This is a genomic window from Leifsonia sp. McL0607 (assembly GCF_049993355.1).
Lineage (GTDB): Bacteria > Actinomycetota > Actinomycetes > Actinomycetales > Microbacteriaceae > Leifsonia.
The window spans coordinates 2,243,724-2,267,206 of sequence record NZ_CP188253.1 but is presented as its reverse complement, the minus strand read 5'-3'; the positions used below and the strand labels follow the sequence as shown (position 1 = coordinate 2,267,206).

The 23,483-nt window shown below is 66.3% G+C and carries 21 protein-coding genes and 1 tRNA gene; 7 read left to right on the top strand and 15 right to left on the bottom strand.

Features of this window, described 5'->3' with window-relative positions:
• The first annotated feature begins 94 nt into the window (after positions 1 to 94).
• The gene (locus ACPPVW_RS10955) at positions 95 to 346 is read left to right on the top strand and encodes a hypothetical protein (RefSeq protein WP_426623153.1); all 252 of its coding nucleotides are present in this window, start codon (positions 95 to 97) and stop codon (positions 344 to 346) included.
• A 121-nt stretch (positions 347 to 467) separates the two neighbouring features.
• Here ACPPVW_RS10955 and ACPPVW_RS10950 read toward each other — a convergent pair whose 3' ends face one another.
• From ACPPVW_RS10950 to ACPPVW_RS10930, 5 genes are all read right to left on the bottom strand, one after another.
• Positions 468 to 830, bottom strand: coding sequence for an Rv3654c family TadE-like protein (locus ACPPVW_RS10950; RefSeq protein ID WP_426623152.1), 363 nt, complete (start codon positions 828 to 830; stop codon positions 468 to 470).
• Complete coding sequence (locus ACPPVW_RS10945; RefSeq protein WP_426623151.1) at positions 827 to 1,186, bottom strand: TadE family type IV pilus minor pilin; 360 nt, start codon at positions 1,184 to 1,186, stop codon at positions 827 to 829. The genes ACPPVW_RS10950 and ACPPVW_RS10945 overlap by 4 nt, the downstream gene beginning before the upstream one ends.
• A 110-nt stretch (positions 1,187 to 1,296) precedes the next feature.
• The gene (locus tag ACPPVW_RS10940; RefSeq protein ID WP_426623150.1) at positions 1,297 to 1,497 is read right to left on the bottom strand and encodes a DUF4244 domain-containing protein; all 201 of its coding nucleotides are present in this window, start codon (positions 1,495 to 1,497) and stop codon (positions 1,297 to 1,299) included.
• A 102-nt stretch (positions 1,498 to 1,599) separates the two neighbouring features.
• Positions 1,600 to 2,640 (bottom strand): type II secretion system F family protein, encoded by a 1,041-nt coding sequence (locus tag ACPPVW_RS10935; RefSeq protein ID WP_426623149.1) that lies wholly within the window; start codon positions 2,638 to 2,640, stop codon positions 1,600 to 1,602.
• Positions 2,633 to 3,625, bottom strand: coding sequence for a TadA family conjugal transfer-associated ATPase (locus ACPPVW_RS10930; protein WP_426623148.1), 993 nt, complete (start codon positions 3,623 to 3,625; stop codon positions 2,633 to 2,635). Before ACPPVW_RS10930 ends, ACPPVW_RS10935 begins: the two co-directional genes overlap by 8 nt.
• 385 nt (positions 3,626 to 4,010) lie before the next feature.
• Here ACPPVW_RS10930 and acs point away from each other — a divergent pair, with 385 nt between their 5' ends.
• Positions 4,011 to 5,960, top strand: coding sequence for an acetate--CoA ligase (gene acs / locus ACPPVW_RS10925; protein WP_426623147.1), 1,950 nt, complete (start codon positions 4,011 to 4,013; stop codon positions 5,958 to 5,960).
• A gap of 83 nt (positions 5,961 to 6,043) precedes the next feature.
• On the opposite strand, the gene ACPPVW_RS10920 is transcribed toward acs, so the two are convergent.
• On the bottom strand, positions 6,044 to 6,514 hold the full coding sequence (locus tag ACPPVW_RS10920) for a RidA family protein (RefSeq protein ID WP_426623146.1): 471 nt from the start codon (positions 6,512 to 6,514) through the stop codon (positions 6,044 to 6,046).
• Complete coding sequence (locus ACPPVW_RS10915) at positions 6,514 to 6,717, bottom strand: hypothetical protein (protein WP_426626351.1); 204 nt, start codon at positions 6,715 to 6,717, stop codon at positions 6,514 to 6,516. The genes ACPPVW_RS10920 and ACPPVW_RS10915 overlap by 1 nt, the downstream gene beginning before the upstream one ends.
• Before the next feature lie 46 nt (positions 6,718 to 6,763).
• Between ACPPVW_RS10915 and ACPPVW_RS10910 the strand changes: the two genes are divergently transcribed.
• The 3 genes from ACPPVW_RS10910 (at position 6,764) to ACPPVW_RS10900 (ending at position 11,139) form a co-directional block, all read left to right on the top strand.
• Positions 6,764 to 9,310, top strand: coding sequence for a transglycosylase domain-containing protein (locus ACPPVW_RS10910; RefSeq protein WP_426623145.1), 2,547 nt, complete (start codon positions 6,764 to 6,766; stop codon positions 9,308 to 9,310).
• Positions 9,310 to 10,293, top strand: a complete 984-nt coding sequence (locus ACPPVW_RS10905; protein ID WP_426623144.1) for a metallophosphoesterase — start codon at positions 9,310 to 9,312, stop codon at positions 10,291 to 10,293. Before ACPPVW_RS10910 ends, ACPPVW_RS10905 begins: the two co-directional genes overlap by 1 nt.
• A gap of 769 nt (positions 10,294 to 11,062) precedes the next feature.
• Positions 11,063 to 11,139 (top strand) — tRNA-Pro (locus tag ACPPVW_RS10900).
• 47 nt (positions 11,140 to 11,186) lie between these two features.
• Here ACPPVW_RS10900 and ACPPVW_RS10895 read toward each other — a convergent pair.
• Together ACPPVW_RS10895 and ACPPVW_RS10890 are read right to left on the bottom strand one after the other, a co-directional pair.
• Positions 11,187 to 11,804: a response regulator gene (locus ACPPVW_RS10895; protein ID WP_426623143.1), complete on the bottom strand. Its 618-nt coding sequence runs from the start codon at positions 11,802 to 11,804 to the stop codon at positions 11,187 to 11,189.
• Positions 11,801 to 12,820 (bottom strand): sensor histidine kinase, encoded by a 1,020-nt coding sequence (locus tag ACPPVW_RS10890; RefSeq protein WP_426623142.1) that lies wholly within the window; start codon positions 12,818 to 12,820, stop codon positions 11,801 to 11,803. Before ACPPVW_RS10890 ends, ACPPVW_RS10895 begins: the two co-directional genes overlap by 4 nt.
• A gap of 280 nt (positions 12,821 to 13,100) precedes the next feature.
• Between ACPPVW_RS10890 and ACPPVW_RS10885 the strand changes: the two genes are divergently transcribed.
• Positions 13,101 to 14,030, top strand: coding sequence for a hypothetical protein (locus ACPPVW_RS10885; RefSeq protein ID WP_426623141.1), 930 nt, complete (start codon positions 13,101 to 13,103; stop codon positions 14,028 to 14,030).
• Positions 14,030 to 16,546 carry a glycoside hydrolase domain-containing protein gene (locus tag ACPPVW_RS10880; RefSeq protein WP_426623140.1) on the top strand — a complete coding sequence of 839 codons (2,517 nt, stop codon included), beginning with the start codon at positions 14,030 to 14,032 and terminating at the stop codon, positions 16,544 to 16,546. Before ACPPVW_RS10885 ends, ACPPVW_RS10880 begins: the two co-directional genes overlap by 1 nt.
• A 627-nt stretch (positions 16,547 to 17,173) precedes the next feature.
• Here ACPPVW_RS10880 and msuE read toward each other — a convergent pair.
• The 6 genes from msuE to ACPPVW_RS10850 form a co-directional block, all read right to left on the bottom strand.
• Positions 17,174 to 17,767: an FMN reductase gene (msuE, locus tag ACPPVW_RS10875; RefSeq protein ID WP_426623139.1), complete on the bottom strand. Its 594-nt coding sequence runs from the start codon at positions 17,765 to 17,767 to the stop codon at positions 17,174 to 17,176.
• Positions 17,768 to 17,854: 87 nt separating this feature from the next.
• A complete protein-coding gene (locus tag ACPPVW_RS10870) occupies positions 17,855 to 18,883 on the bottom strand; it encodes an LLM class flavin-dependent oxidoreductase (RefSeq protein ID WP_426623138.1) in 1,029 nt (342 codons plus the stop codon).
• 54 nt (positions 18,884 to 18,937) lie between these two features.
• The gene (locus ACPPVW_RS10865; protein WP_426623137.1) at positions 18,938 to 19,471 is read right to left on the bottom strand and encodes a hypothetical protein; all 534 of its coding nucleotides are present in this window, start codon (positions 19,469 to 19,471) and stop codon (positions 18,938 to 18,940) included.
• A 51-nt stretch (positions 19,472 to 19,522) separates the two neighbouring features.
• Positions 19,523 to 21,388 carry a DUF4012 domain-containing protein gene (locus ACPPVW_RS10860; RefSeq protein WP_426623136.1) on the bottom strand — a complete coding sequence of 622 codons (1,866 nt, stop codon included), beginning with the start codon at positions 21,386 to 21,388 and terminating at the stop codon, positions 19,523 to 19,525.
• Between the two features lie 91 nt (positions 21,389 to 21,479).
• Positions 21,480 to 22,787, bottom strand: coding sequence for a UDP-glucose dehydrogenase family protein (locus tag ACPPVW_RS10855; protein WP_426623135.1), 1,308 nt, complete (start codon positions 22,785 to 22,787; stop codon positions 21,480 to 21,482).
• Positions 22,787 to 23,461 carry a thymidine kinase gene (locus ACPPVW_RS10850; RefSeq protein WP_426623134.1) on the bottom strand — a complete coding sequence of 225 codons (675 nt, stop codon included), beginning with the start codon at positions 23,459 to 23,461 and terminating at the stop codon, positions 22,787 to 22,789. Before ACPPVW_RS10850 ends, ACPPVW_RS10855 begins: the two co-directional genes overlap by 1 nt.
• Positions 23,462 to 23,483 lie beyond the last annotated feature (22 nt).

Genomic DNA, 23,483 nt, shown 5'->3' with positions numbered 1-23,483 from the left:
CGCCGCCTGGGTTCGTCCCGGGCGTTCGCCGCAGGCGCACCGCCGCGGACCGTCGGGCCTGTTGCCGTGCGGAGCGCGGGAGGACAATGACGTCATGGCAACGACATCAAGGACGACGTACACCGCCAAGCTCATCGACGGTCCTCTGGAGGGCAAGACCATCTCCACGTCCTTCCTCGACTCCGGCGACCCGCAACCGCGCCTGGAACTGGCCGCCCCCTCGGGCGGCAAGCACTATCTGTACGTTCGGGGCTCCGCCTCCGAGACCGAGTACGCCTCGGACGACCCGAGCGCCTCGCTCCCCAGTGCTGTGGCGTACCGCTACGTGGAGACCGTGTTCGACTGAGCCGATCTCCTCCTCCGCCAGCGAAGGCGGAGGAGGCGGATGTGTCCCGGTCGGCACTCGCGGTGCGACGGTTTCGCACGAGCCTTGACGGGACTCCGCGAAAGCCGTGCCTTGTGGCCGATCACGGGCTGCCGGGAGGACCGGCCCGAGCGGGCACCTCTGCCTGCCAGCCCGCGTGGGGCACTACGGCAGTGACCTGCACCACCACCCCGGCGACGGCGCATTCCGCGAGCGCGGCCCCATTGGCGCTCGCCACGAGCCGTGCCTGAGCGCACGGCTCCCCGACAGCTCGACCGACGGCGACCTCCGCGGCCGCCAGCGCTGCCGCATCTGCCGCGATCGCCGCGCGGTGGCGAGCCGCCCACGCTCCACTGACGAGCATCACCGCTGTCGTCACTGCCACGAGTACGGCGACGGTCGCGAGCGCGAGAACCGTTCCCGACCCGCGCTCCGCCGACGTCGGCGACGACGATGCCCCGCTCATCGCGGCTCGACATCGTCGAGGACGCACGAACGCGCCGACACGGTCACCCCGAGCGCGCCCAAGCCGCCGGAGCCGCTCGGTTCCGAGATCGTGACGCACACCAATCCGCCCTCCGACCCGACCGCTCGCGACGCCCCGGCAGGCGGCGCGGGAGCCGGATCGCCACGTCCGATCAGCCGCGCGGCCGATGCAGCGTGATCGAGCAGCCGCGCCTGCTGCGCGGCAGCCTGCACCGCGCCGACGCACAGCGCCAGACACAGCAGCACGGCCGGAAGGGCGGTGGCGAACTCCGCCGTCACGCTGCCGCGCTCCCCTGCCGAACCTGGCGCCGTGGTCTCGCCCGTACCTGCACTCACCGCTACCGCCCCTTTCGTTCCCGAAAGACCACCGGATCGCTGCACCGCCGCACGTCCCACCACCTCGTCCCACCACCTCGCCCCACCGTCTCGTCTCACCGTCTCGCCGATCAGCCATCGACCGTCAGCGCCCGACGCACGAGGTCGGCGAGCACCGACCGGACCTCGTCGCCGCGCAGCAGCATCAGCAGCGCGCCGGCGAATCCGACCGCCGCCATCGTCGTGACGGCATACTCCGCTGTGCTCGCACCGCGGTCCTCCGAGCGCAGCCGCTGCATGACGGACCGCGACCCGCGAATGATCTCGCCCATGAATTCCCCCTGTCGTTGTCGGCCACTACTCTTCGTGGCCGTGTTCCGATGGTGCCCGCCGGCAACGCCGATCGGGCGCTCGTGGATGAATCTGTGGACAGCTCACGTCAGCCCCGTGAATGTGGAGGACATCATCGCGAGGATGACGGGCACCACCCCGAGCAGCACGAATGCCGGCAGAATGCACAGTCCCAAGGGGAGCAGCAGCCGCACGGCGAGGAGCTCTGCCCGCGTGCGACCCTCCGCCCGTGCGACGCGGCGTTCCTGCCGCGCTTCGGCGGACAGCAGCTCGATCGCCGGCGCGCCCGCCCGTTCGGCGACGCGCAGAACTCGATCGACAGAACGGCCGTCGTCCGCTCTGCCACCCATCCCGATCCGCTCTCGAACCTCCGCGACGAGTTGCCTTGCATGAGCGGGCGACATGCCTCCGGCCAGGGCGATCGCCATCAACTCGTGCTCTGCACCGGCGACAGGCCCGGCCCGCGACGCCTCGCGGACCAACCGGGCCGTCCAGGCGCGGCCCGCCACCACCAACGATGCCCCGGCGACGGCCACTCCCCACCCGAGCGGGCCGCGCACGAGCGCACCCACGACATCGACACCGATGAGATACGCCATGGCGACGCCGACCAACGGCAGCCACGCCATCAGTCGCGCCGTCGCACGAGGTCCGGCGAGGGACGTGCGAACGTCGCGTGCCGTCTCCGCACGATCACGCAACGCGGTCGCCGCACCGCGCAACGCCGGTGACAGCGCGGCCCCGGCGTGCTCGGCGACGTTCCACGCGGCCGCCACCGTCGCCGCCCCGTCATCGAGAGCCTCTGTCGTCTGCGCCGCTGTGCCCAGCACCGTCGACGATCGCCTGTTCAGCAGCCGCCCCTTCAGCGCCCGTCTTCGTGCCGACCTCGCTGGCCGCGCGACGGCCGCCGGCCCTCGTGATGCGTCGACGAGAGCCTCCGACGGCGGCACGCCTGCCGCGATCCTGGCCGCCGCGGCCCTCATCGCGGGATGCTCAGCATCCTCGGCTACGTACGCCCAGACCGAGACCGGAGATATGCCAGCGTCGAGGAGCACCGCCAGAGCCCCCACCGACCGGGCGAGGAGGTCGTCATCAGGATCCCCGCGACCCGCTCCCTCACTCACAGCCCACCACCGCGAGCCGACCGTCGGCGGTCGTCGTGAAGCGCCCGAATCCGCGAATCCTGCGCCGTTCGCCCGCCCGCTCGACGTGCACGACCAGGCCGATGGCGCTGATCGTCTGACGCGCGACAGCGATCTCGTTCATGCCCGCCAGCGCGCCGAGCGCCTCCATCCGAGCGGGGACGTCCGCGAGCGAGTTCGCGTGCAGCGTGCCGGCGCCTCCGTCGTGCCCGGTGTTCAACGCTGCAAGCAAGTCGACGACCTCCTCTCCCCTGCACTCGCCGAGGACGAGCCGGTCGGGACGCATCCGCAGCGCCTCGCGCACCAGCCTGCGCAGTCCCACGCCTCCTGCACCCTCCAGGTTCGGTTGCCGGGTCTGCAGCCCGACCACGTGCGGATGCGCGACACGGAGCTCCGCTACGTCTTCGATGAGCACGATCCGCTCGCCGGGCGGCGCCTGCGCCAGGATCGCGCCCAGGAGCGTGGTCTTGCCCGCCCCTCCCGCACCTGTGACGAGGATGTTGGTGCGCGCCGCCACCGCCTCTCGCAGTCGCGCGGCTTGCGCGAGCGTCAGCGAACCACCGCGCACCAGGTCGTCGAGCCCGACGGCGACGGCTGACGGCACGCGGATCGAGATCACCGCGCCCGCGGTCGAGATCGGCGCGAGAACGGCGTGCACGCGCACTCCTCCCGCGAGCCGCACGTCTGCGAACGGCGTGGCCTCGTCGAGGTGTCGGCCGCCACAGGCGATCAGACGCGTAGCGAGACGCCGGGCGGCCTGCGCATCCGCGTGCCACCCGTCGACGCGGTGGAGGCCGCGGGAGCCTCCATCGGACCACAGCACACCGTCGCCAGTGAGGAAGAGATCGGTGACGCCCTCGCGCATCAGATACGGCGTCAGCGGACCGAACGTCTCCCACGGGCCCGGCTCGCCGCGTGCAGTCGCTTCGGTTTGCAGCGGGGCCTGAGGAGCGCTCGGGATCGTCATGGCCTCGACGCTACGGAGGCCGCCGGCCATGCGGGACGGATCGCCCGAATCTGTGGAAAGACCGGCTCATCCACACCCAGGGGCGGGGGACTCTCAGGCCACTCAGCGCGGCCGCCATTCACAGCCGCCGGTTAAAAAGAGGGGGGCCGCACCTATTGGGGGGAACAGGTGCGGCCACTGCGGCGCAGGATTGGGGGGAATCGATTGCGCCGCACGCCAGAATTATCCATTCGGCCGGTGACTAGTCTACGCAGAATCAATGCAAACGCAAGTCTGCCTATGCAAACGCAAGTCTGATCGGAGCCCGTCACCACCACGTTGTAGAGTCAGGCATTGTCGCGCCACGACTCGAACATCCGCATCGCAAAGGAGCGAAACACTCCCCATGAGCAACACAATCGACAACCTGCTCCACGAAGCCCGGCGGTTCGCGCCGACCGAGGAGTTCGCAGCGAACGCGATCGCGACGGCCGATCTCTATGAGCGCGCCTCTGCCGACCGTCTCGGGTTCTGGGCCGATCAGTCGCGCGACCTCGTGCACTGGCACACGCCCTTCACGCGAACGCTCGACTGGTCGAACCCGCCGTTCGCGAAGTGGTTCGACGACGGCGAACTCAACGTCGCCTACAACTGCCTCGACCGCCACGTGCTCGCCGGCAACGGCGACCGGGTCGCGATTCACTGGGAGGGCGAGCCGGGCGACTCGCGCGCGATCACATACGCCGAGCTCACCGCCGAGGTAAAGAAGGCCGCCAACCTGCTCACCAGCCTCGGCATCCAGTCCGGCGACCGGGTCGCCATCTACCTGCCGATGATCCCCGAGGCCGTCATCGCCATGCTCGCGGTGGCCCGCATCGGCGCCGTGCACTCCGTCGTCTTCGGCGGGTTCAGCGCAGAGAGCCTGCGCTCCCGCATCGACGACGCCGAGGCGAAGCTGGTCATCACCGCCGACGGTGGGTGGCGAAAGGGCCGTGTCTTCCCGCTGAAGGACGCGGTCGACACCGCCCTCGCGAGCGGCGAGTCGACGGTCGAGCACGTGCTCGTCGTCAGGCGCGGCGAGAACGAGGTCGCCTGGACCGAGGGCCGCGACCTGTGGTGGCAGGACGAGCTCGCGCTCGTCGATGCCGACCACGTAGCCAAGGCGTTCCCCGCGGAGAACCCGCTGTTCATCCTCTACACGTCGGGAACGACAGGCAAGCCGAAGGGCATCCTGCACACTTCGGGCGGTTACCTCACCCAAGCGGCCTTCACCCACAAGAACGTCTTCGACCTCCACCCCGAGACGGACGTCTACTGGTGCAGCGCAGACGTGGGCTGGGTCACCGGTCACACCTACGTCGTCTACGGCCCGCTGGCCAACGGCGCGACCCAGGTGCTGTACGAAGGCACCCCCGAGACCCCACACCCGGGCCGCTGGTGGGAGATCATCGAGAAGTACAAGGTCTCGATCTTCTATACGGCTCCGACCGCCATCCGCTCGTTCATGAAGATCGGGCGCCAGCACCCGCAGAGGTTCGACCTCTCGAGCCTTCGCGTGCTCGGCTCGGTGGGCGAGCCGATCAACCCCGAGGCGTGGATGTGGTACCGCGACATCATCGGAGGCGGCGATACCCCGGTCGTGGACACCTGGTGGCAGACCGAGACCGGCGCCATCATGGTCTCCGCCCTGCCCGGCGTGACGACGCTCAAGCCCGGAAGCGCCCAAGTGCCGCTCCCCGGCATCTCCATCGACATCCTCGACGAGGCCGGCGTTCCCGTGGGCAAAGACCAGGGCGGACTTCTCGTGGTCACCGAGCCGTGGCCGAGCATGCTGCGCGGAATCTGGGGCGACCCCGACCGTTTCGTGGAGACGTACTGGTCGAAGTTCGGCGACAAGTACTTCGCCGGCGACGGCGCGCGCTACGACATGGACGGCGAGATCTGGCTGATGGGCCGCGTCGACGACGTCATGAACGTCTCGGGTCACCGCCTCTCGACCGCAGAGATCGAGTCGGCGCTCGTCGCGCATCCCCTGACAGCGGAGGCCGCGGTCGTGGGCGCCGCCGACGAGACGACCGGCCAGGCCGTCGTCGCGTTCGTCATCATCAAGCAGAACCAGCTCGAGACGGCGGAGTCGCTCGACGTCGCCGCCGAGTTGCGCAAGCATGTCGCGGAACAGATCGGCGCCATCGCGCGCCCGCGGGACATCTTCATCGTCACGGAGCTGCCCAAGACGCGCTCGGGAAAGATCATGCGACGGCTGCTGCAGGACGTCGCCGAAGGCAGGGAGGTCGGCGACACGACCACGCTCGCCGACACCGCCGTGATGACATCCATCCAGGCCAAGCTCACTTAGGACGAAGCCGGGGGCCGTGCCCCAACGCAGGAGAACCGTTGCGAATCCACTCGACTCGCAACGGTTCTCCTGCCTTCGGGGCTCTATTCGTACGCGACGATGAGTTCGACCTCCACCGGGGCGTCGAGCGGGAGGACCGCGACGCCGACCGCGGAGCGCGCGTGCACGCCTGCCTCGCCGAAGATCTCGCCGAGAACCTCCGAAGCGCCGTTGATGACACCCGGCTGGCCGGTGAACGACGGGTCGGAGGAGACGAAGCCGACGACCTTCACGACGCGGGTCACCCGGTCGAGCGAGCCGATGACGCTCTTGACCGCTGCGAGGGCGTTGAGCGCGCAGATGCGGGCGTACTCCTTGGCGTCGTCGGCCGGCACCAGGCCGTGGCCGTCGCCGACCTTGCCGGTCGCGGGGAGGGCGCCGGAGACCATCGGGATCTGACCGGAGGTGTACACGTGCCCCGCGTCGACGACCGCGGGCGTGTAGGCGGCGACCGGCGGGACCACGGCGGGGAGGTCGATGCCGAGCTCGGCGAGACGCGCTTCGATCGCGGCCATCAGGCGGTCTCCGCGCTCTGCACCGGACGCTTGAGGTAGGCCACCAGGCCGCCCTCGGGGCCGGTCACGACCTGGACCAGCTCCCACCCTTCCGAGCCCCAGTTGTTGAGGATGGCGGCCGTGTTATGGATCATGAGAGGGGTCGTCAGGTATTCCCAGCGCAGCATGGTGCTCTTTTCATTCGGGGGGTTTGTCAGGTTCATCGCCTACGCTGATCCTATGTCTGCGCAAAAACCACAGGCTAGAGGTGTGCTCGGAGCAGTCGGCGCTTTCGTCGGCATGAGTGCCGTGGCCGGTCTTCTGGTCACGGCTGCCGTCACCCCCGCCATCGCCGTCACCGGCATGGCCGCCAACAATGGTATCGGCGTGTTCGAGGGTCTTCCCGAGTACCTCCAGATCGGTCAGCTCGCCCAGCCGACCACCATCTACGCGAAGAACTCCGACGGCTCCGACGTCGCGCTCGCGACCTTCTACTCCCAGAACCGCCTCCCGGTCGGCTTCGACCAGATGTCGCAGGCGGTCAAAGACGCGGCGATCGCCGGGGAGGACCCACGGTTCTACAGCCACGGCGGCATCGACATCCAGGGCACCGTGCGCGGTGTCCTCTCGACTGTTTCCGGCGGCGGCGTGCAGGGCGGATCCTCGATCACCCAGCAGTACGTGAAGAACGTGCTGCTGCAGAAGTGCGAGGCCATGCCGGTCAAGACCAAGGAGCAGAAAGACAAGTACCAGTCCTGCGTCGACGACTCGACGGGCGTCACGCCCGACCGCAAGGTCAAGGAGATGAAGTACGCCATCGGTCTGGAGAAGAAGTACACCAAGGACCAGATCCTCGAGGGTTACCTCAACATCGCCGGCTTCGGTGGCTCGGTCTACGGCATCGAGGCAGCAGCCCGGTACTACTACAACGTCACCGCCGCGGCTCTGACCCCCGCGCAGGCCGCCAGCCTCGTCGCCATCGTGAACGAGCCGACCGGCCTCAAGCTCGACAGCCCCGACTCCACGACGAACGGCGCCACGAACGGCTACGCCAAGAACAAAGAGCGTCGTGACTACATCCTCGACAAGATGTACGAGTACAAGAAGCTGACCAAGGCGCAGTACGACGAGGCCGTCAAGACCCCGATCACGCCGGTCATCACGCCGTCCGTCCGCGGGTGCCAGACCGCGGGAGGCGCTGCGTACTTCTGCTACTACGTGCAGAAGGTCTTCCTGAACGATCCGTCTTTCGGCAGCGACCAAGACACACGCGCTGCTGCGTTCAACCGGGGTGGTTACAAGATCTACACGTCCTTGGATCTCGACCTCCAGAAGGTTGCTGAGGACACCTTGGACAGCTGGATGCCGAAGGACTACAACCAGAACGTCGGCGCGGCACTGGTGGGTGTCCAGCCGGGTACCGGACGTGTGCTGTACATGGCGCAGAACAAGGATTACACGCAGGACCCGGACGTCGTGGCAAGCAACCCAACGGTCTACACGGGGATCAACTTCAGCACCGACTACGAGTACGGAGGTTCGAGCGGATTCCAACCCGGATCGACCTACAAGGTCTTCACTCTCGCGGAGTGGCTCAAGCAAGGCCATTCGCTCAACGAAACTGTGAACGCGCGGGTGCAGACGTACGGAGGCTCGAACTGGCCGTTCAAGAACTCCTGTGGATCGTCCGGATCAGGCCCATGGAAGCCGACGAACGACGACGGCAGCAATCCCGGTACGCTGAACGCCATCCAGGCCACCCGCGGCTCCGTCAACACCGCTTTCGTCGGAATGGCGAAGCAGCTCGACTTGTGCGCGATCAAGCAGGACGCACAAGCGTTCGGGGTGCATTCCGCGGTTCCCGACAAGGAGTTGGGCTCGACGGCGGCGAGCGTGCTCGGCACCAACGAGGTCGCTCCGCTGTCGATGGCGACCGCATTCGCCGGTATCGCCAACAAGGGAGTTGTCTGCACACCCATCGCGATCGACAAGATGGTCGACGGGACCGGCAAGGAGGTCGTTCCTCCGAAGTCGGCATGCTCTCAAGCGGTCGACGAGAACGTCGCAGCGGCAATGGAGTACGCCCTGCAGCAGCCCCTCGGCCCAAATGGAACTGCGTACGGTGTGAACACGTCGGGCGTCGACATGCTCGGCAAGACAGGTACCACTGACAACGCCGAGCACGTCTGGCTGGTCGCCGCGACTACCAAGGTCGCGGGCGCTTACTGGGCCGGGAACGTCGAAGGCGCGACCTCGATGCGCATTATCCGGCCGTCTCATGGATCGACGGTTGCCAATGCACGTGTAAACGTCCAGAAGGCGATGATGACCGCTGCCGTCGCGAAGTACGGTGGCGATCAGTTCGCGTCTGTCAATGACAAGCTCATGCGCGGCATCCAGGTCGCCGTCCCCGATCTCACCGGCAAGTCGCTCGACGAGGCCAAGTCGATCCTCACCGGTCTCGGCCTCGACAGCGCGGACGGCGGCCCGCAGGACTCGGCAGCGCCCGCTGGCACGGTCGCCTCGAGCAACCCCGCCGCCGGTTCGTCCGTCGGCAAGGGCACGGTCGTGACGCTCTACACGAGCAACGGCTCCCTCGTCGCCATTCCGAACGTGGTCGGCCAGAAGTTCTCCGACGCGCAGAGGGCGCTGACCGCGGCCGGCTTCGGCGTCAAGGTCAACGGCGGCGGCCCCTCCCCCGACGACATCGTCCACGCGATGGAACCGGGCGCAGGCACTGCTGCGAAGGCCGGCACCCAGATTACGCTCACCCTCCAGAAGAGCACGCCAGCTCCCGGTCAGGGAGCGGGCGGCTAGTGCCGCGCTCCTCGGGCCTCCACCCGGTGACCACCGCGCTCGCGGTGCTCGCCGGTGCGGGCGCAGCAGCGTTCGCCTACGGGTCGCTTTTCGAGCGTCGCGCCTTCACGCTGCGCGAGGTGAGCGTGCCGGTGCTACCGGCCGGAGCCAAGCCGATCCGGGTGCTGCATCTGTCCGATCTGCACATGGCGCCGTGGCAGAGCGACAAGCAGCAGTGGGTGCGCGAGTTGGCCCGGTTCCAGCCCGACCTGATCGTCGACACCGGCGACAATCTCAGCCACGATAATGGCCTGGAGGGCATCCGAGCGGCCCTGGACGCCTTCCGCGGCGTGCCAGGCGTGTTCGTGCACGGGTCGAACGACTACTACGGCCCGCAGCTGAAGAACCCGCTCAAGTACTTCCTCGGCCCGTCGAAGCGCCACTCGACTACGGCCCCCCGCCTCGACGACAAGGCACTCACCGCCTACTTCGAGAGCCTCGGCTGGCTGAACCTCAACAACGCGGCAGGCGCCCTCGACGTCAACGGCACGCACCTCGAGCTGTTCGGCGTGAACGACCCGCACATCCAGGCCGACCGAGTGGAGGCCATCCCCGGCGCGCTGGACGAGCTGCGCGAGAACGACCCCTACTCCGACGACGCGACCTGGCCCGACGATGAGCCTCGTGGCGAGCGTCCGACTGTCACCCTGGGCGTCGTCCACGCCCCCTACCGGCGGGTTCTCGATGCCTTCGTTACGTACGGCGCCTCGATGATCTTCGCCGGACATACCCACGGCGGCCAGGTCTGCGTTCCCGGCTTCGGCGCGCTGGTCACCAACTGCGACATCCCACGTCAGCAGGTCAGGGGGCTGAGCATCTGGCGGCATGCCTTCCGTGCGGCGTACCTGAACGTCTCGGCCGGGCTCGGCACTTCGATCTACGCTCCCGTGCGCTTCGCGTGCCGGCCGGAGGCGACGCTCGTGACGTTGACGGCGTCGGATTGACAACGTCCACGTCCGTCGAATTGCGAGCACAAGAGCGATTCCTCTTCCCGGCCATTTCGAGTCGCATGTCACGCGCCGTGAGTGGGAGCATGACGCCTCAGAGTTCATGCCCCCACCCGTGCTAGGCCTAGTGGTAGTAGACCGCGTGAAGTGAACTCGTAAAGCCCTTCCAGCTATTGGGACCCATCACACCGTCAATCGGTCCGTTGTAGTTCGGACCCGCGAATCGCTGCATTGCTCGATATGTATTCGGGCCGGGAATCCCATCTGCTACCCCGGGATTTACACCCACCCACGCAAGGTAATTTTGGAAACCGCGCCAACTGTTCGGCCCCATGATTCCGTCGATCGGGCCGGCATATCCGCCAATCCGTGCCATTTCCTGCACTTCTGCCCACATGCAACGATCAGGAGCGCCGGTCGACCACGTCGCCGATTGATACTGATATGGCACGGGGTTTCCGCATGTGAAGGACCATGCGGCAGCCTGAGCAGGAGTTGCCGCGAACCCAAGGACGCCGAGGCTCAGACCGGTGGCGGCGACGGCCGCGACTATCCGTGCCCTTCGAACCGCGGTACGTTTTCGGCTGTCTGTCTGAAGACGAGTCATTCTGATGCCCTTCTATAGTCGAATGTCACGTCGAACGTTATGACACGCTAAATCCAAGTGTCGATATGTCTTTTGGCTCATACGCCGGGACTCTCGCCCGCCAGACATGGTCACGATCACCCCTCCGCCTCGTGTATTCTTGTTGAGGCCGTTGGCCATCGGGGTGTGGCGCAGCTTGGTAGCGCGCTTCGTTCGGGACGAAGAGGCCGCAGGTTCAAATCCTGTCACCCCGACCAACAAACAGGAGGCTCTCCTCACCAGGTGAGGGAGCCTCCTTCGTCATCTACTCGAGCACCGTAAGACCCAGGCGAGCAGCCTTCCGCGCGGCGTCCAATCGCGTAGTCGCGCCGAGCTTCGCGAAGATGCTGCTCAGGTGCCGTTTGACAGTCCCCTCGGCGATGCCGAGCCTGGTGGCGATCTCCTTGTTGCTCAGGGCGTTTCCCACGAGGCGCACGACGTCCACTTCTCGCGCAGAGAGGAGGCCGCCCGCCGGGCGGCGCCCGCGCGCGTACTGGACCTTGTCCCGTTGGGGAGCCCGGACGAGCTCTTTGATGTTCTTGACGAGCTCCCGGCTAGGAACTGATTTCGACCAGAAGTCCGAGGCACCAGCATCGAGAAGACTGGTGCGGAGCGCCAGCTCGTCGTGCATCGTCAGGATCGCGATTCGAGTACGCGGGCTCCTGCGTCGTACAAAGTTGATCGTCGTGAGCACCGGAATTCCCGGCATGCTCACATCGAGAAGGAGAACATCGGGAGCTACGCGCGTGACGACGTCGATCGCTTCTTCGCCGTGTGACGCTTCACCTACGACTTCCAAGTGCGGGTCCAGCCGGAACAAAGCCAGTAGACCGTCCCGGAAGAGCGAATGATCATCGGCGACCACGATTCGGACGCGGCTCACCGTTCGGCTCCAAGGTGGGGCACGACGAGCTCGATGATGGTGCCATTGCCTGGCTTCGAGTCGATCGAGAGCACGCCCCCTAATGCCAGCGCACGCTCCTGCATCGCGTGGAGGCCGAGGCCCCGACAGACAGATGGTTGGCGACTGTCGAAGCCCGCCCCATCATCAGTCACCGAAAGAGTTGCCCGGTGCGGTTCATGGATCAGCGAGACGACGATGCGCGTCGCCGACGAAGCGTGCTCGCGCGCGTTACGGATGGCTTCGAGCGCGATAAGGTATGCCTCTTCCGCGACCACCGGCGCGAGGGCGCACTGTCGGCCTCTCACCTCCAGCTCGACGCGTACTTGGTCGACTGGGTTCTCGTCCACCAGGCCCTGTAAGGACTCCTCCAACGTGCGCTCTCCCACCTGACGCCGCAGGTCGGTGGCGATACTTCTGACTTCTTCAAGCGTGTCACGCAGAATGCCGAGCGCTCCGTCGAGATTCTCCATGTCCGTGTCGCGTGCAGCGACCCCGAGCTCGACTCGTTGGATCGCGGCTGCAATGCCATGAGCGACTCGATCATGCAGGTCTCGAGAGACCCTCAATCTCGACTCCCGATCAGCCGCGAAGAGCCGCTGGCGCAGCCCTTCGGTGTAGCCGATCGCTCCCGCAGGAAAGCGACGCCAAATGACGTGATGGAGCACGCGGACCACCTCGATCGGCTCACAACCGAACGCGCTCTGTGCCCAATGCGTGACCTCAGGCAACGCAGTGTCGAAGAGAATGTCAGCGACGATGAGGCTCTCCGCAGGGTGCGCAGTGCGCTGCGACTGAAGTGCCCCGAACTCCAGATCCGCGCTCTCCGGGACATAGCTCAACAACGGCCCTGTCCCGCCCGGCGCGTTGACGAGTTGCGGCACTTCGGCGGCGACCTCGCGAATGATCGTCTCGATGATCTGGGCGCGTTGTTCGTCGACCACGACGGGGAGGGGAAGGTCGAGTTGTTCCAGTCGCCGAACGGTCGCCTTGAGCACTCCGTCCACATCGAGTGGCCGCACGCCCTCCGTGCACGCAGCAGCGGTCGTGTCTTCGGAATCGGCCGCCGGCGACATGGACCGATCGACACATAGCTTCCCGTGACTGACATCCATACTGTAGGACTATACATTTCAGCTTGGGTCAGCCGGAGGTCTCATGTACACGGTCAGTCGACGTATGCTTCTCGCCGGCGGTGGAGGTGTCGTGCTCTCGAATCTCCTTCAGCCGGATCCCGCTTCGGCAACACAAGATTCGGGAGCTTCGATCCCTATAACGGTGAACCACCTTCTCGCCCAAACAGTGGAAACCTTCAGTCAGGACTTCGCGACGGCGTACACAGCGGACTGGTTTGGCGTGATCGAATTGGGTGCCGTCGCCAAGGTGGCGGCGGGCATGCGCGTGGTAGTCGAATTTGACGAGAGAGTCTTCGCGCCGGGCAAGGCAACGCTGTTCACGGGAGGATCGGTTCGATCTTTGTCTCCTGCAGTAACGAGCAGCGGCGGCCGATCGCGGGCCTCATTCGAAATCGACCGCAGCTTCGGCGGAGAATCGGAGTCGATCGGCCTCGGTCTGCCCATGACACCGAGGCCGCTCTATCCGGTCGAGAACCTCGGCGAATTCCAGCCGGCGATTCTCACCCTGACCGCTCCGGGAAGTGACAGGACCGAGTCGTTTGACCTCCTCGGATCCGTGACGCCGCGCCCGGTTGCGCCGTGGGGTGTCGATGTGTCGGGTGCGTGGACCACAATCGAGGTTCACGAGCAAGCGAAGGTGCGATCGTATCGAGTCCCGAATCTGGTCCGCATCGTCAACGTCGGACCATGCCCGGCGCCGACCGGAACGGTGACCATTACCGCCGATGCGAATCTGGTCGAACGACTCGTCATCGAAAGCGCGGCGCTCGATGGAGTGCCCATCGATGTCAGCCGACTTCAGGTCCAGAGTTTGCGGGTCAGCACCGAGTTGAGAGTCGAAGCTCGAACGAGCTTCGAGGTGCCCGTCGGTTCCGCGCTCGAGGTCTTCATCGCACCGGAGCCTCACGGTGAGAATCCAACCGCGTCGGAAGGCATCGTCTTCGCGCGGGCCGAGTTCAACACGTCCGTGGACGACGCACGCCCCCGCCGGTCGACCGGTAGGAGCACCTTCATCGACGTCACCGAGTCCGGGACTGTCGAACAGTCCGATGCAGCGAAAGGAACGGTCTGATGGACCTCCTGGTTCTCCAGTCTCAGCAGTGGCTGAACGCAACGTACAAGGGCAGGTCAGGTTTTGCCACGATCACGGAGGACGGATCGACCGGTTGGCAGACGATGTACGCGCTCACCCGAGCGCTCCAGATCGAACTCGGCATCTCGACGCCGTCCGACAACTTCGGACCGACCACGATGTCGACTCTGACCTCGAAGTTCGGCACGATTGCTGCTGGATTCACCAAGAACAAGAACGTGGTCACTATCCTTCAATGCGCGTTGTGGTGCAAGGGATACGCCGGCGGTGCCATCGTCCCGTTCGGCGAATCGAACCCGGCGAAGAGCGTTGGCTCCTTCACCGCTGAGGTGGGCTCAGCGGTGGCGTCCATTCGCGCAGACATGGGGCTCGGCTCATCGCCGACTGTGCCGCCGAAGGTGTTCAAGAGTCTTCTGAACATGGATGCGTATGTCGCGGTGAACGGTGGCAAGGCTGCGGTCCGCACGGTTCAGCAGTTCCTCAACGGCACGTATTGGGAGCGTGAGGACTTCCGCATCATGCCGTGCGACGGGCATTACTCGCGCGACGTTCAACAGGGGCTGATGTACGCGATCCAATTCGGGCTCGGCATGGCCGATGGCACCGCGAACGGGAATTTCGGGCCGGGCACGCAATCGGGTCTCAAATCCAAAGCCAACCTGTCGGTCGGTTCCTCCGACGACGAGCGACGGTTCGTCTCGCTGTTCCAGGCAGCGCTGATCTTCAACGGGTACGACAGCGACTTCACGGGGAAGTACTCGAGTAAGACGCAAACTGCGGCGAAAGCCTTCCAGTCGTTCTGCGAGCTTCCGACGCACGGCTCGGCAGATTTCGCGACGTGGGCCTCGCTGCTCGTCAGCACGGGCGATCCTGACCGGCCGGTGACGGCGTGCGATACAGATACTCCGCTCACAACCGCTACCGCATCCTTGCTCTATTCTCAGGGCTTCCGCGCCGTCGGCCGTTATCTCAATGGACCGAAGAAGGCGATCCAAGCCGGCGAACTCGACGTGGCTTTCGCGGCGGGGCTGTCAGTGTTCCCTATCTACCAGGAGTACAACAACCTCGACGAACTTCGTGAATACGGAGCCGAGAATTTCGGTTATCGTCAGGGTCGCGCTGCCGCCCTTCGCGCGCGCCAACTCGGGTTCGTCGCCGGAACCACAATTTACTTTCCCATCGACGCCGATGCTACTGCCGACGAGATCGACGCGCTCGTTATCCCCTACTTCCGGGGGGTCAACCGGGGCGTTGCACTATCAAGCAGTATCCCTTACACCGTCGGCTGCTACGGGCCGCGAAACGTCGGCGTCCAAGTCGCCGAGAATGGCCTGGCCGCAACTTCTTTCGTCGCGGGATTGTCCACGGGCTGGAGCGCCAACCTGGGCTTCGCATTACCGAAGAATTGGGCCTACGACCAGATCAAGGAGACGAAACTGAGCAGCGGCGGGATCACGATCAACATTGATCGTAACGCCGCATCCACACGAGCCAAGCCAGCAGGCCGCGCGAGCGTTTCGCCCACACCGTTGATTCTCGACAATTACGACACAAATCTCTTCTGGACCTTCGAAGAGTATTGCTTCCAAGCCGAGGTCTTCCGTGCCGAGAACAAGCCCGAACTCACAAACGCGGACCTTACGCAGATCGTCCTCAACACTCTTCAGCGCGCGCCGGATGAAGCCGGCAACCCTAAGCAGTGGACCTTCGAGTTCCAGATTTACACGCCGTTTCTAGACGACAGCGAGATTGGCAGAGCTCGGACTGCTTTCGAAAGGACACTGCCGAACTATCGCAGAACTCCGATGATTGGCGAGGATGTGGCCGAGCTCAACGCTCGCCATGCCGCCTTAAACACGATGCTCGATAGCACAGGCTACGATATAGCGCATTTCGCCGCTTCGACTCGCGGCTACCTGCAATACGGCACGTATGGGGGCTCTCCGGAGACCCAGATCGGCGACCTCGGCGCATGGGCGCTCGACCTCGTGCAGGCCTGGAACGCATACGAGCGCGCGCGGGTCCGCGGCGAGGCCCCTGACGCCTTCGCTTGGCTCAAGAACCAGATCGGTGGTCAGACTGTGGCTTCAGACGTCAGTGGTTTCGGCTGCGGGGACCTTATTGCCGACATCGACGCCTACCTCGCTGCCATGAGCATTCTTGACAACTTCGACGGCACCCGCACGAATCCCAAGGCCACCCTCGCCACGACGATGCGGGAGATTTGGGCCAACGCAGCGAAGGATTACCAGTACCGACGCCGAGAATTCACGAACGTCCGATTCAATGGCAATCCTGAAACCGCGAAGAAGGCCGTCAGACACCTCTTCACAAGCGATGCGATTTGGGTCAAAGGTCCCAGCGACCAGTTTCTGAAGGTCCGCAGACCCGGCACGACCGGAGGTGCGAATCCAATTCCTACGGCGCCGCAGCTGGCTGTTGAGTTGGATCAAATCGCAGGCGCGTTCGCGGCGGTGCTCTTCGCAGGCCTATGACTCATCCCTCCCCGGCAAGAACTCGCGACTCCGTCGCGTCCATCATGTTTCTATCGGGGTGGATGACGTGGCTTGCAAGTTCTCAGGCGCTCATTCTCAGCGGAGCCGTGCCTCTTTGCGGTAATTACGCGGGTTTAGGGGACAAAGCCCTCTTCCTGGCATCCGTGAACCTTTGCTCGTTTGTTCTCAACGCGTGGTATGTGGGTCTGCGTGCGAGAACAGACGTCGTCCGGGCGAGGAAACAGGCGTGGACAAGCGTCGTAATGGTCGCGTTCCTCGTGGGCATCGCGGTAAGTGCCCTGATTCCTTTTCAAGTCATAATCGCATTCGCCGTGAACGACCGTGTCCTCGTCGCATTGACCTACTCGTTCGTCTTCCAGCCACTCCTGCAGGGCGGGCTCGTCGTCTTCTGTATTCGACGAGCCTCACTATGGTCGTCAAGGAAAAGCCTCACGATACTAGCTGTGTGTTGCATTGCCCTCCCAGCGCTCTGGACTGTGGTCGCTGTGATGCTTTCCCACCTTGGCTGCCAATGAACATCAGCTGGGATCGCTCTTGCAGGCGCCGACCCATAGGGCCACCCAACATCCTGGTCCAGCGAGACTGTTGTCAGAAGAGCACAAACCCTCAGAACGCATCCGGCCGCGCGAAGTCCACGGTCGCGTAGGTCGACTCCGGGTCGATGTGGGAGCGGATGAGCGGGAGGGTGCGCGAGACCGCTGTGTTGATGCGTTCGCGGAGGTCGTCGGACGTAATGGCGTAGTCCGTGAAGTCGGACTCGGCCGCGTAGATGCCGAGCGGCAGCGTGAGGGACTGGAAGAAGCCGAAGAGCGGGCGCATCTGGTGCTCCACCAGGAGCGCGTGGCGGTCGCTGCCGCCGGTCGCCGTCAGCACGATCGGCTTGTCGACGAGGGTGTACTGGCCGATGTGGTCGAAGAAGAGCTTGAACAGACCGGTGTAGGTCGCCCGGTAGGCCGGCGAGCCGACCACGACGACGTCGGCGGACTCCACTGTCTCCAGCGCCTCCTGCACCCGAGCGCTCAGGCCGCTGCGGAACGCAGCGGCGCCCAGATCGGCGAGCAGCGGCGCGAGCTCGATCGTGGTCGAGGTGCCGCCGGTCGCGTCGGCGAACGAGCGGGCGACTTCGTCGACCAGCACAGTCGTGCGAGAGGGCGCGGTCGGGCTTCCGCTCACGCCGACGACGTGGGGTGCGTGTGCCATACGGGTACCGCCTTCACTGAGGGGGTCGGGGTGCGGCCAACGCTACCCCCGGGGGTCGGCGAACGCCCGCCCTGCCGTCACGCACCGTCATGGAGCCGCGTGCAGCCCGGCGACCACCTCCAGCGACCGGACGCGGCCCTCCACCGTCGCAGCACCGGAGGACACCATCAACTCGTCCACACCGGTGGAGGCGATCAGCGAGTCGAGCTTGGCCTTCACCTGGTCGGGCGTTCCGATCGCCTGGCGTGCAGTGCGGGTGGCGATGAACTCCTCTTCGGCCGGGCTGAACTCGTAAGCGAGCGCCTCCTCGACGCTCACCGGCAGCGGCTTGAGGCCGCGACGCATGCGGAGGAACGACAACTGCCCGGGCAGGGACAGCGCACGCACCTGTGCGGGATCGTCGTCGGAGATCACGTTGACGGCGATCATGGTGTGCGGCGCGCTCAACTGCTGCCCCGGCTCGAACCGCGAGCGGTACAGGTCGAGCGCCGCCTCGGTGTTCTCTCCGGCGAAATGATGGGCGAAGGCGAAGGGGAGGCCGAGGGCGGCGGCGACCTGCGCGCTGTAGCCGCTGGAGCCGAGCAGCCACACCTGCGGAGCGTCCCCGAAGCCTGGCACGGCGGTGATCGTGTGCAGCGGGTTCGCGTCGCTCATGCCGCCGTAGAAGAAGCCGAACAGGTCGAGCAGCTGCTGGGGGAAGTCGTCGACGCCGAGGCCCTCAGCGCTCCGCCGCAGCGCCATCGCGGTCGCGCCGTCGGTGCCGGGAGCCCGGCCGATCCCGAGGTCGATGCGGTCGCCGTAGAGGGCGCGAAGCGTGCCGAACTGCTCTGCGACGACCAGTGGCGCGTGGTTGGGAAGCATCACGCCGCCCGAGCCGACCCGGATGCGCTCGGTCGCCGCAGCGATTCCGGCGATGAGGACGGCGGGGGCGCTGGAGGCGATGGCCGGCATCCCGTGGTGCTCGGCGACCCAGAAACGACCGTAGCCGAGACGCTCGGCCTCTCGTGCGAGGCGGATCGTCCCGGCTACGGCGTCGGCGTTGCTGCCGCCGGCGGGTCTGCTGGCGAGGTCGAGGACGTTGAGGGGGATGCCGGTGGGAGTCACACCGGAGGGCAACCGCTGTCACCCTCCGCCCATTCCCGCTCGGAGGTGGGCCCTACCGTCGTGCGGTCAGGATGATCGCACCTTGCGCATCCATGCTGCGATCGCGACGCTCACGAGCCCGACGACCAAGAGGCCGGCGCCCGTCCAGAGCGCCCACTCCGCGATCACGGAGCCGGTGTCGGCGAGGCCCGAGCTGCCCGGGTCGTTGATGGTCGACGCGGACGCGTCGGCCGGGACCACGGTCAGGGATGCGGAGTAGATATGACCGCTGCTCGCGCCGGTGCCGGTGATCGTGTAGGTGCCGCTCGCGTCGGCTGGCAGCGTGACGAGCAGGACATCGCTCCCGTCGGCATTCGCGCTCACGGAGCTCGCCATGACGATGCTCGCGACGTCAGAGCCGCTGGCGACCCACGTGATGGTCTCGCCGTTGCCCCAGCTGTCCGGCACGCAGGTGAGCGTCGCCGAGTTTCCAGCCTGAGGGGTGCTCACATCGAACGTGCAGGGAGCTCCACTCGGGTAGTCCACTGCGTTCGCGGCCGCAGGCGCCGCGAGGAGCAGCGCCGCGGTGACGGCCGCCGCCGCCAGGATCTTCTTCAACATCGGGTACGCCTTCCCCTCGACCCGGCGACCTGTCGGGTTAGTGATTAATTCTCACTTTACGCTGGCGGTGCACGGGACGGCAACGGTTCCTATCGCGGTTCGCGCCCCCACATCGGGGGTGGTCCCGTCCCCCTTCAATGTGGGGGTGACGGCGACCGTCAGCCCCGGCGCCTTCTGGAGGGTGCCCAGGAACTCCACGTCGATCGAGGTGGACTCCCCCGGCGCGAGCTGCACCTCCACGACGGCGACCGGCCGCCCCTTATCGGTGCCGGCGAGCGACGGCAGATCGGCGCCCTTGCTCTTCACCCCGGCGAGGAAGCCCTTCTCCGGCCCGTAGAACGCGATCCGCGTGCGGATCGAGCCCGCAGGGACTTCGTACGTGCCATTTCCGGTCACGTACGCGGGCAGCGCGGTCGCGGCGTTCGCCGGCGCATTGTTCTTCAGCGTGACATGCAGGACCGACGTGATCTTGTCGTCCAGGCGGCACACCGCGGCGCCGGCTGCGACCGAGGTCGACAGGTAGTAGTCCATCTTCGAGCCGGTCGCGTCGTTGAAGTACACGCCGAGCGCGGTCGTCTGCGGATCAGACACCGGCAGATTGCCGGCGAGCGTCGTCGACTGCAGCACCGACTGCTCCGACGGCCGTGAGCTCCAGATCCGCAGCCGGTCGGACGATCCGGCAGCCGTGAGCGCAGTAGCGAGGGCCTTCCCGTCGGCTCCCCCGCTCGCGATCTTGCTGAAGAGCGCCGTCGTCGCGGAGGAGAAGAACGCGTCCTGGAGGCTCGGCTGGTTCGGAAACCGGGCGTAGATCCCGCTCAGCAGCAGAGAGACCGCGTTCGACGAGGTGAGCACGTCGCCCGACGGCAGCGTGACCGGGCCGGTGGCGCGCAGCAGCGTGCTCAACACGACAGGGTCGACCGTGATGACGCCGTCGACCACGCCGCCGTGCGCCTTCACCCACATCGCGGCGGCGGTGCGCGCCGCGAGCGGGAAGTCCGGCGTGAAGTTGACGTCCTGCAGATAGCGGCCGACGAGCGGTCCGTACAGGTCGGTCGTCGACGTCGGCACAGCGAAGACCGGCTCCGGCCAGGGCCCGATGGAGGTGCCGGCGGCCTCCGCGGTCAGCGCGATGGCGCCCTTGTCGGTCGTGACCAGCGCGACCGAGCCGATGAGGCCTCCCGTCGCCCGCAGTTCCGCCGGGTTCTGCGCCACGATCAAATAGGAATGGGGCCCCGTGGCGCCGAGCATCCCCGGGAGCAGCCGCGCCGTGTTGCCGGCGGCCTCCAGGTCGGGAGCGACCGACGTCATGGCGCTGCGCAGCTTGTCGACGGCCGTCGCGATCGGCACGATGACGCTCCGGTCGTCGATGGAGGCCATCTCCTGCTGGGCGGACTCGAACGCTGTCTGCGCCTTCTCCACGACGGGTTGGGCGGTGAGCAGCGGTTTCAGGTCGATCTTTCCGCCCGACAGCTTCAGGTCTCGGGGATCCGCGGAGCCGGCGACGGACACCAACGGACGCACGACGTCGTGCGCAAGTGTATCGGTGGCGGACGCGACGGTTCTCACGGCGGCCAGGTTCGGACCGATCCACGGGATGATCTCCGCCGCCTGCCATACCGGGTCGCTCGTGAGCGTCGCCGCGTGGTGAGCGCGCTTCTGGAGGTCGGCAGCGGCCGCGGCGGCTCGGGCAGCCTCCCCCGACTCGACTGCCGAGCGCACCACCTGCACGTCAGGCGCGGCCGCGGCGAGCTCCTGGTGTGCCAGGTAGGCTCGGGCGCCGATCCACGCCACGGCGAACAGGAGCAGGATGCCGACGATGATCAGGACGAGGCCCAGAGGGCTTCGACGGCGGCGCGACTCAGGAGGCGGTGCCGCTGGCCGCGGCGGCGCTTCTTCATGCGAGAGACCGGTCGCCATGGGGTTAAAGGTAACAAATCCTCAGTTTTATCCCCAGTACCCAACTGCCCCCCAAACGAGGGCGCACGGTGTCGCTGGCGGCGGTTGAGTGTTAGCGGCCGAGGCCGCGGTAGCGCCAGCCGGCTGTTTGCCAGGTTTCGGGGTCGAGGGCGTTGCGGCCGTCGATGATGATCTTGTGGGAGACGAGGTCGCCGACTTCGTGGGGGTTCAGTGCGGTGAACTCGGGCCATTCGGTGATCAGGATGACGATGTCGGCGTCGATGACGGCGTCGGCTGCGGTGTCGACGAGGGTGAGGTGGGGTGCGCGCTTTCGGGTGTTGGGGTTGGCTTCGGGGTCGGTGGCGGTCACGATGGCGCCGTTGTCGGCCAGCCGGAGGGCGATGTCGAGGGCGGGGGAGTCGCGGATGTCGTCGGAGTGGGGTTTGAACGCCAACCCGAGGACGGCGACCTTCACCCCGTCCAGGTGCCCGGATTCTTCCCGGACCAGGTCGACGACGCGTTGCCGGCGGCGCAGGTTGATCTGGTCGACCTCGTCCAGGAACCGCACCGACTCGCCACGGCCGAGTTCGCGGGCGCGGGCGGAGAACGCACGGATGTCTTTGGGCAGGCAGCCGCCACCGAAACCGACCCCGGCGTTCAGGAACCGGCGCCCGATCCGGGCATCGTGCCCGATCGCGTCGGCCAGCCGGGTCACGTCGGCGCCGGTGACCTCCGCGATCTCGGCCATCGCGTTGATGAAGGAGATCTTCGTGGCCAGGAACGCGTTCGCGGCGACCTTCACCAACTCCGCCGTCGCATAATCCGTCACGATCACCGGAGTGCCGGCACCGACCGCGCTGGCATACACCTCATCCAGGATCCGAGCCGCCCGCACACCCGCCTCACCCGCAGGCACCCCATACACCAACCGGTCCGGGGACACGGTGTCCTGCACCGCGAACCCCTCCCGCAAAAACTCCGGGTTCCACACCAACGTCGCCCCCGGCACCCGCTGCGCCACCAACCCCGCCAACCGGGAAGCCGTCCCAACCGGGACCGTCGACTTCCCCACGATCACATCCCCCGGCGACACCTGCTCCAACAACGACTCGAACGCCGCATCCACGAACCGCAGATCAGCAGCATCCCCATCAGAGGACTGCGGCGTCCCGACCGCCACGAAATGCACATCCGCATCCGCCACCGCAGCAAAATCCGTCGTGAACCGCAACCGCCCACTCGCCATCGCCGACGCCAACACCTCCGGCAGACCCGGCTCGAAGAACGGCGCCCGCGCCTGCGACAACGCCGCGATCTTCACCTCATCCACATCCACACCCACCACCGTGTGACCCAAATCGGCCATCGCCGCCGCATGCACAGCACCCAAATACCCACAGCCGATGACGGAGATGCGCATCAGGTGAAGTCCGAATCCGGTTCGCTGTCGTAGGCGGTCGCCGCGCTGGGCGGCCAGTGCCTCCGGCCGTTGTTCAACACACCGTGGCTCTCCTCCAGGTAGCAGTTGCCGCACAGCGCTTCGTAGCTGACCGAGGCGCCGTCGATGGCGACCTGGTCGCCGTCGAAGACGAAGACGCCGTCGATCCGGCGCGCGTTGAAGATGGCCTTGCGGCCGCAGCGGCAGATCGTCTTCAGCTCCTCGAGGCTATGGGCGACCTCCAGGAGCCGCCTGCTGCCGGGGAACGCGACCGTCTGGAAGTCGGTGCGGATGCCGTAGGCGATCACGGGGATGTCGTCGAGTAGCGCGATCCGCAGCAGGTCGTCGACCTGCGCCTCGGTGAGGAACTGCGCTTCATCGACCAGCAGCGCGCTCACATCGCGGTCGAAGCGCTTGATCGTGCGCTCCCGATGCTGCTGGAACTTGCGGTACGCGTCGGTCTCCGGAGCGATCAGGAAGTCCACCTGCCGGGTCACACCGAGCCGCGACAGGATGCCCATGTCGCCCTTGGTGTCGATCTCGGGCTTGGCGAGCAGCACCCGATGCCCGCGCTCCTCGTAGTTGTAGGCCGCCTGCAGCATGGCCGTGCTCTTGCCGCTGTTCATCGCGCCGTAGCGGAAATACAGTTTTGCCACGGAGCAATCCTATGCGGGCGCC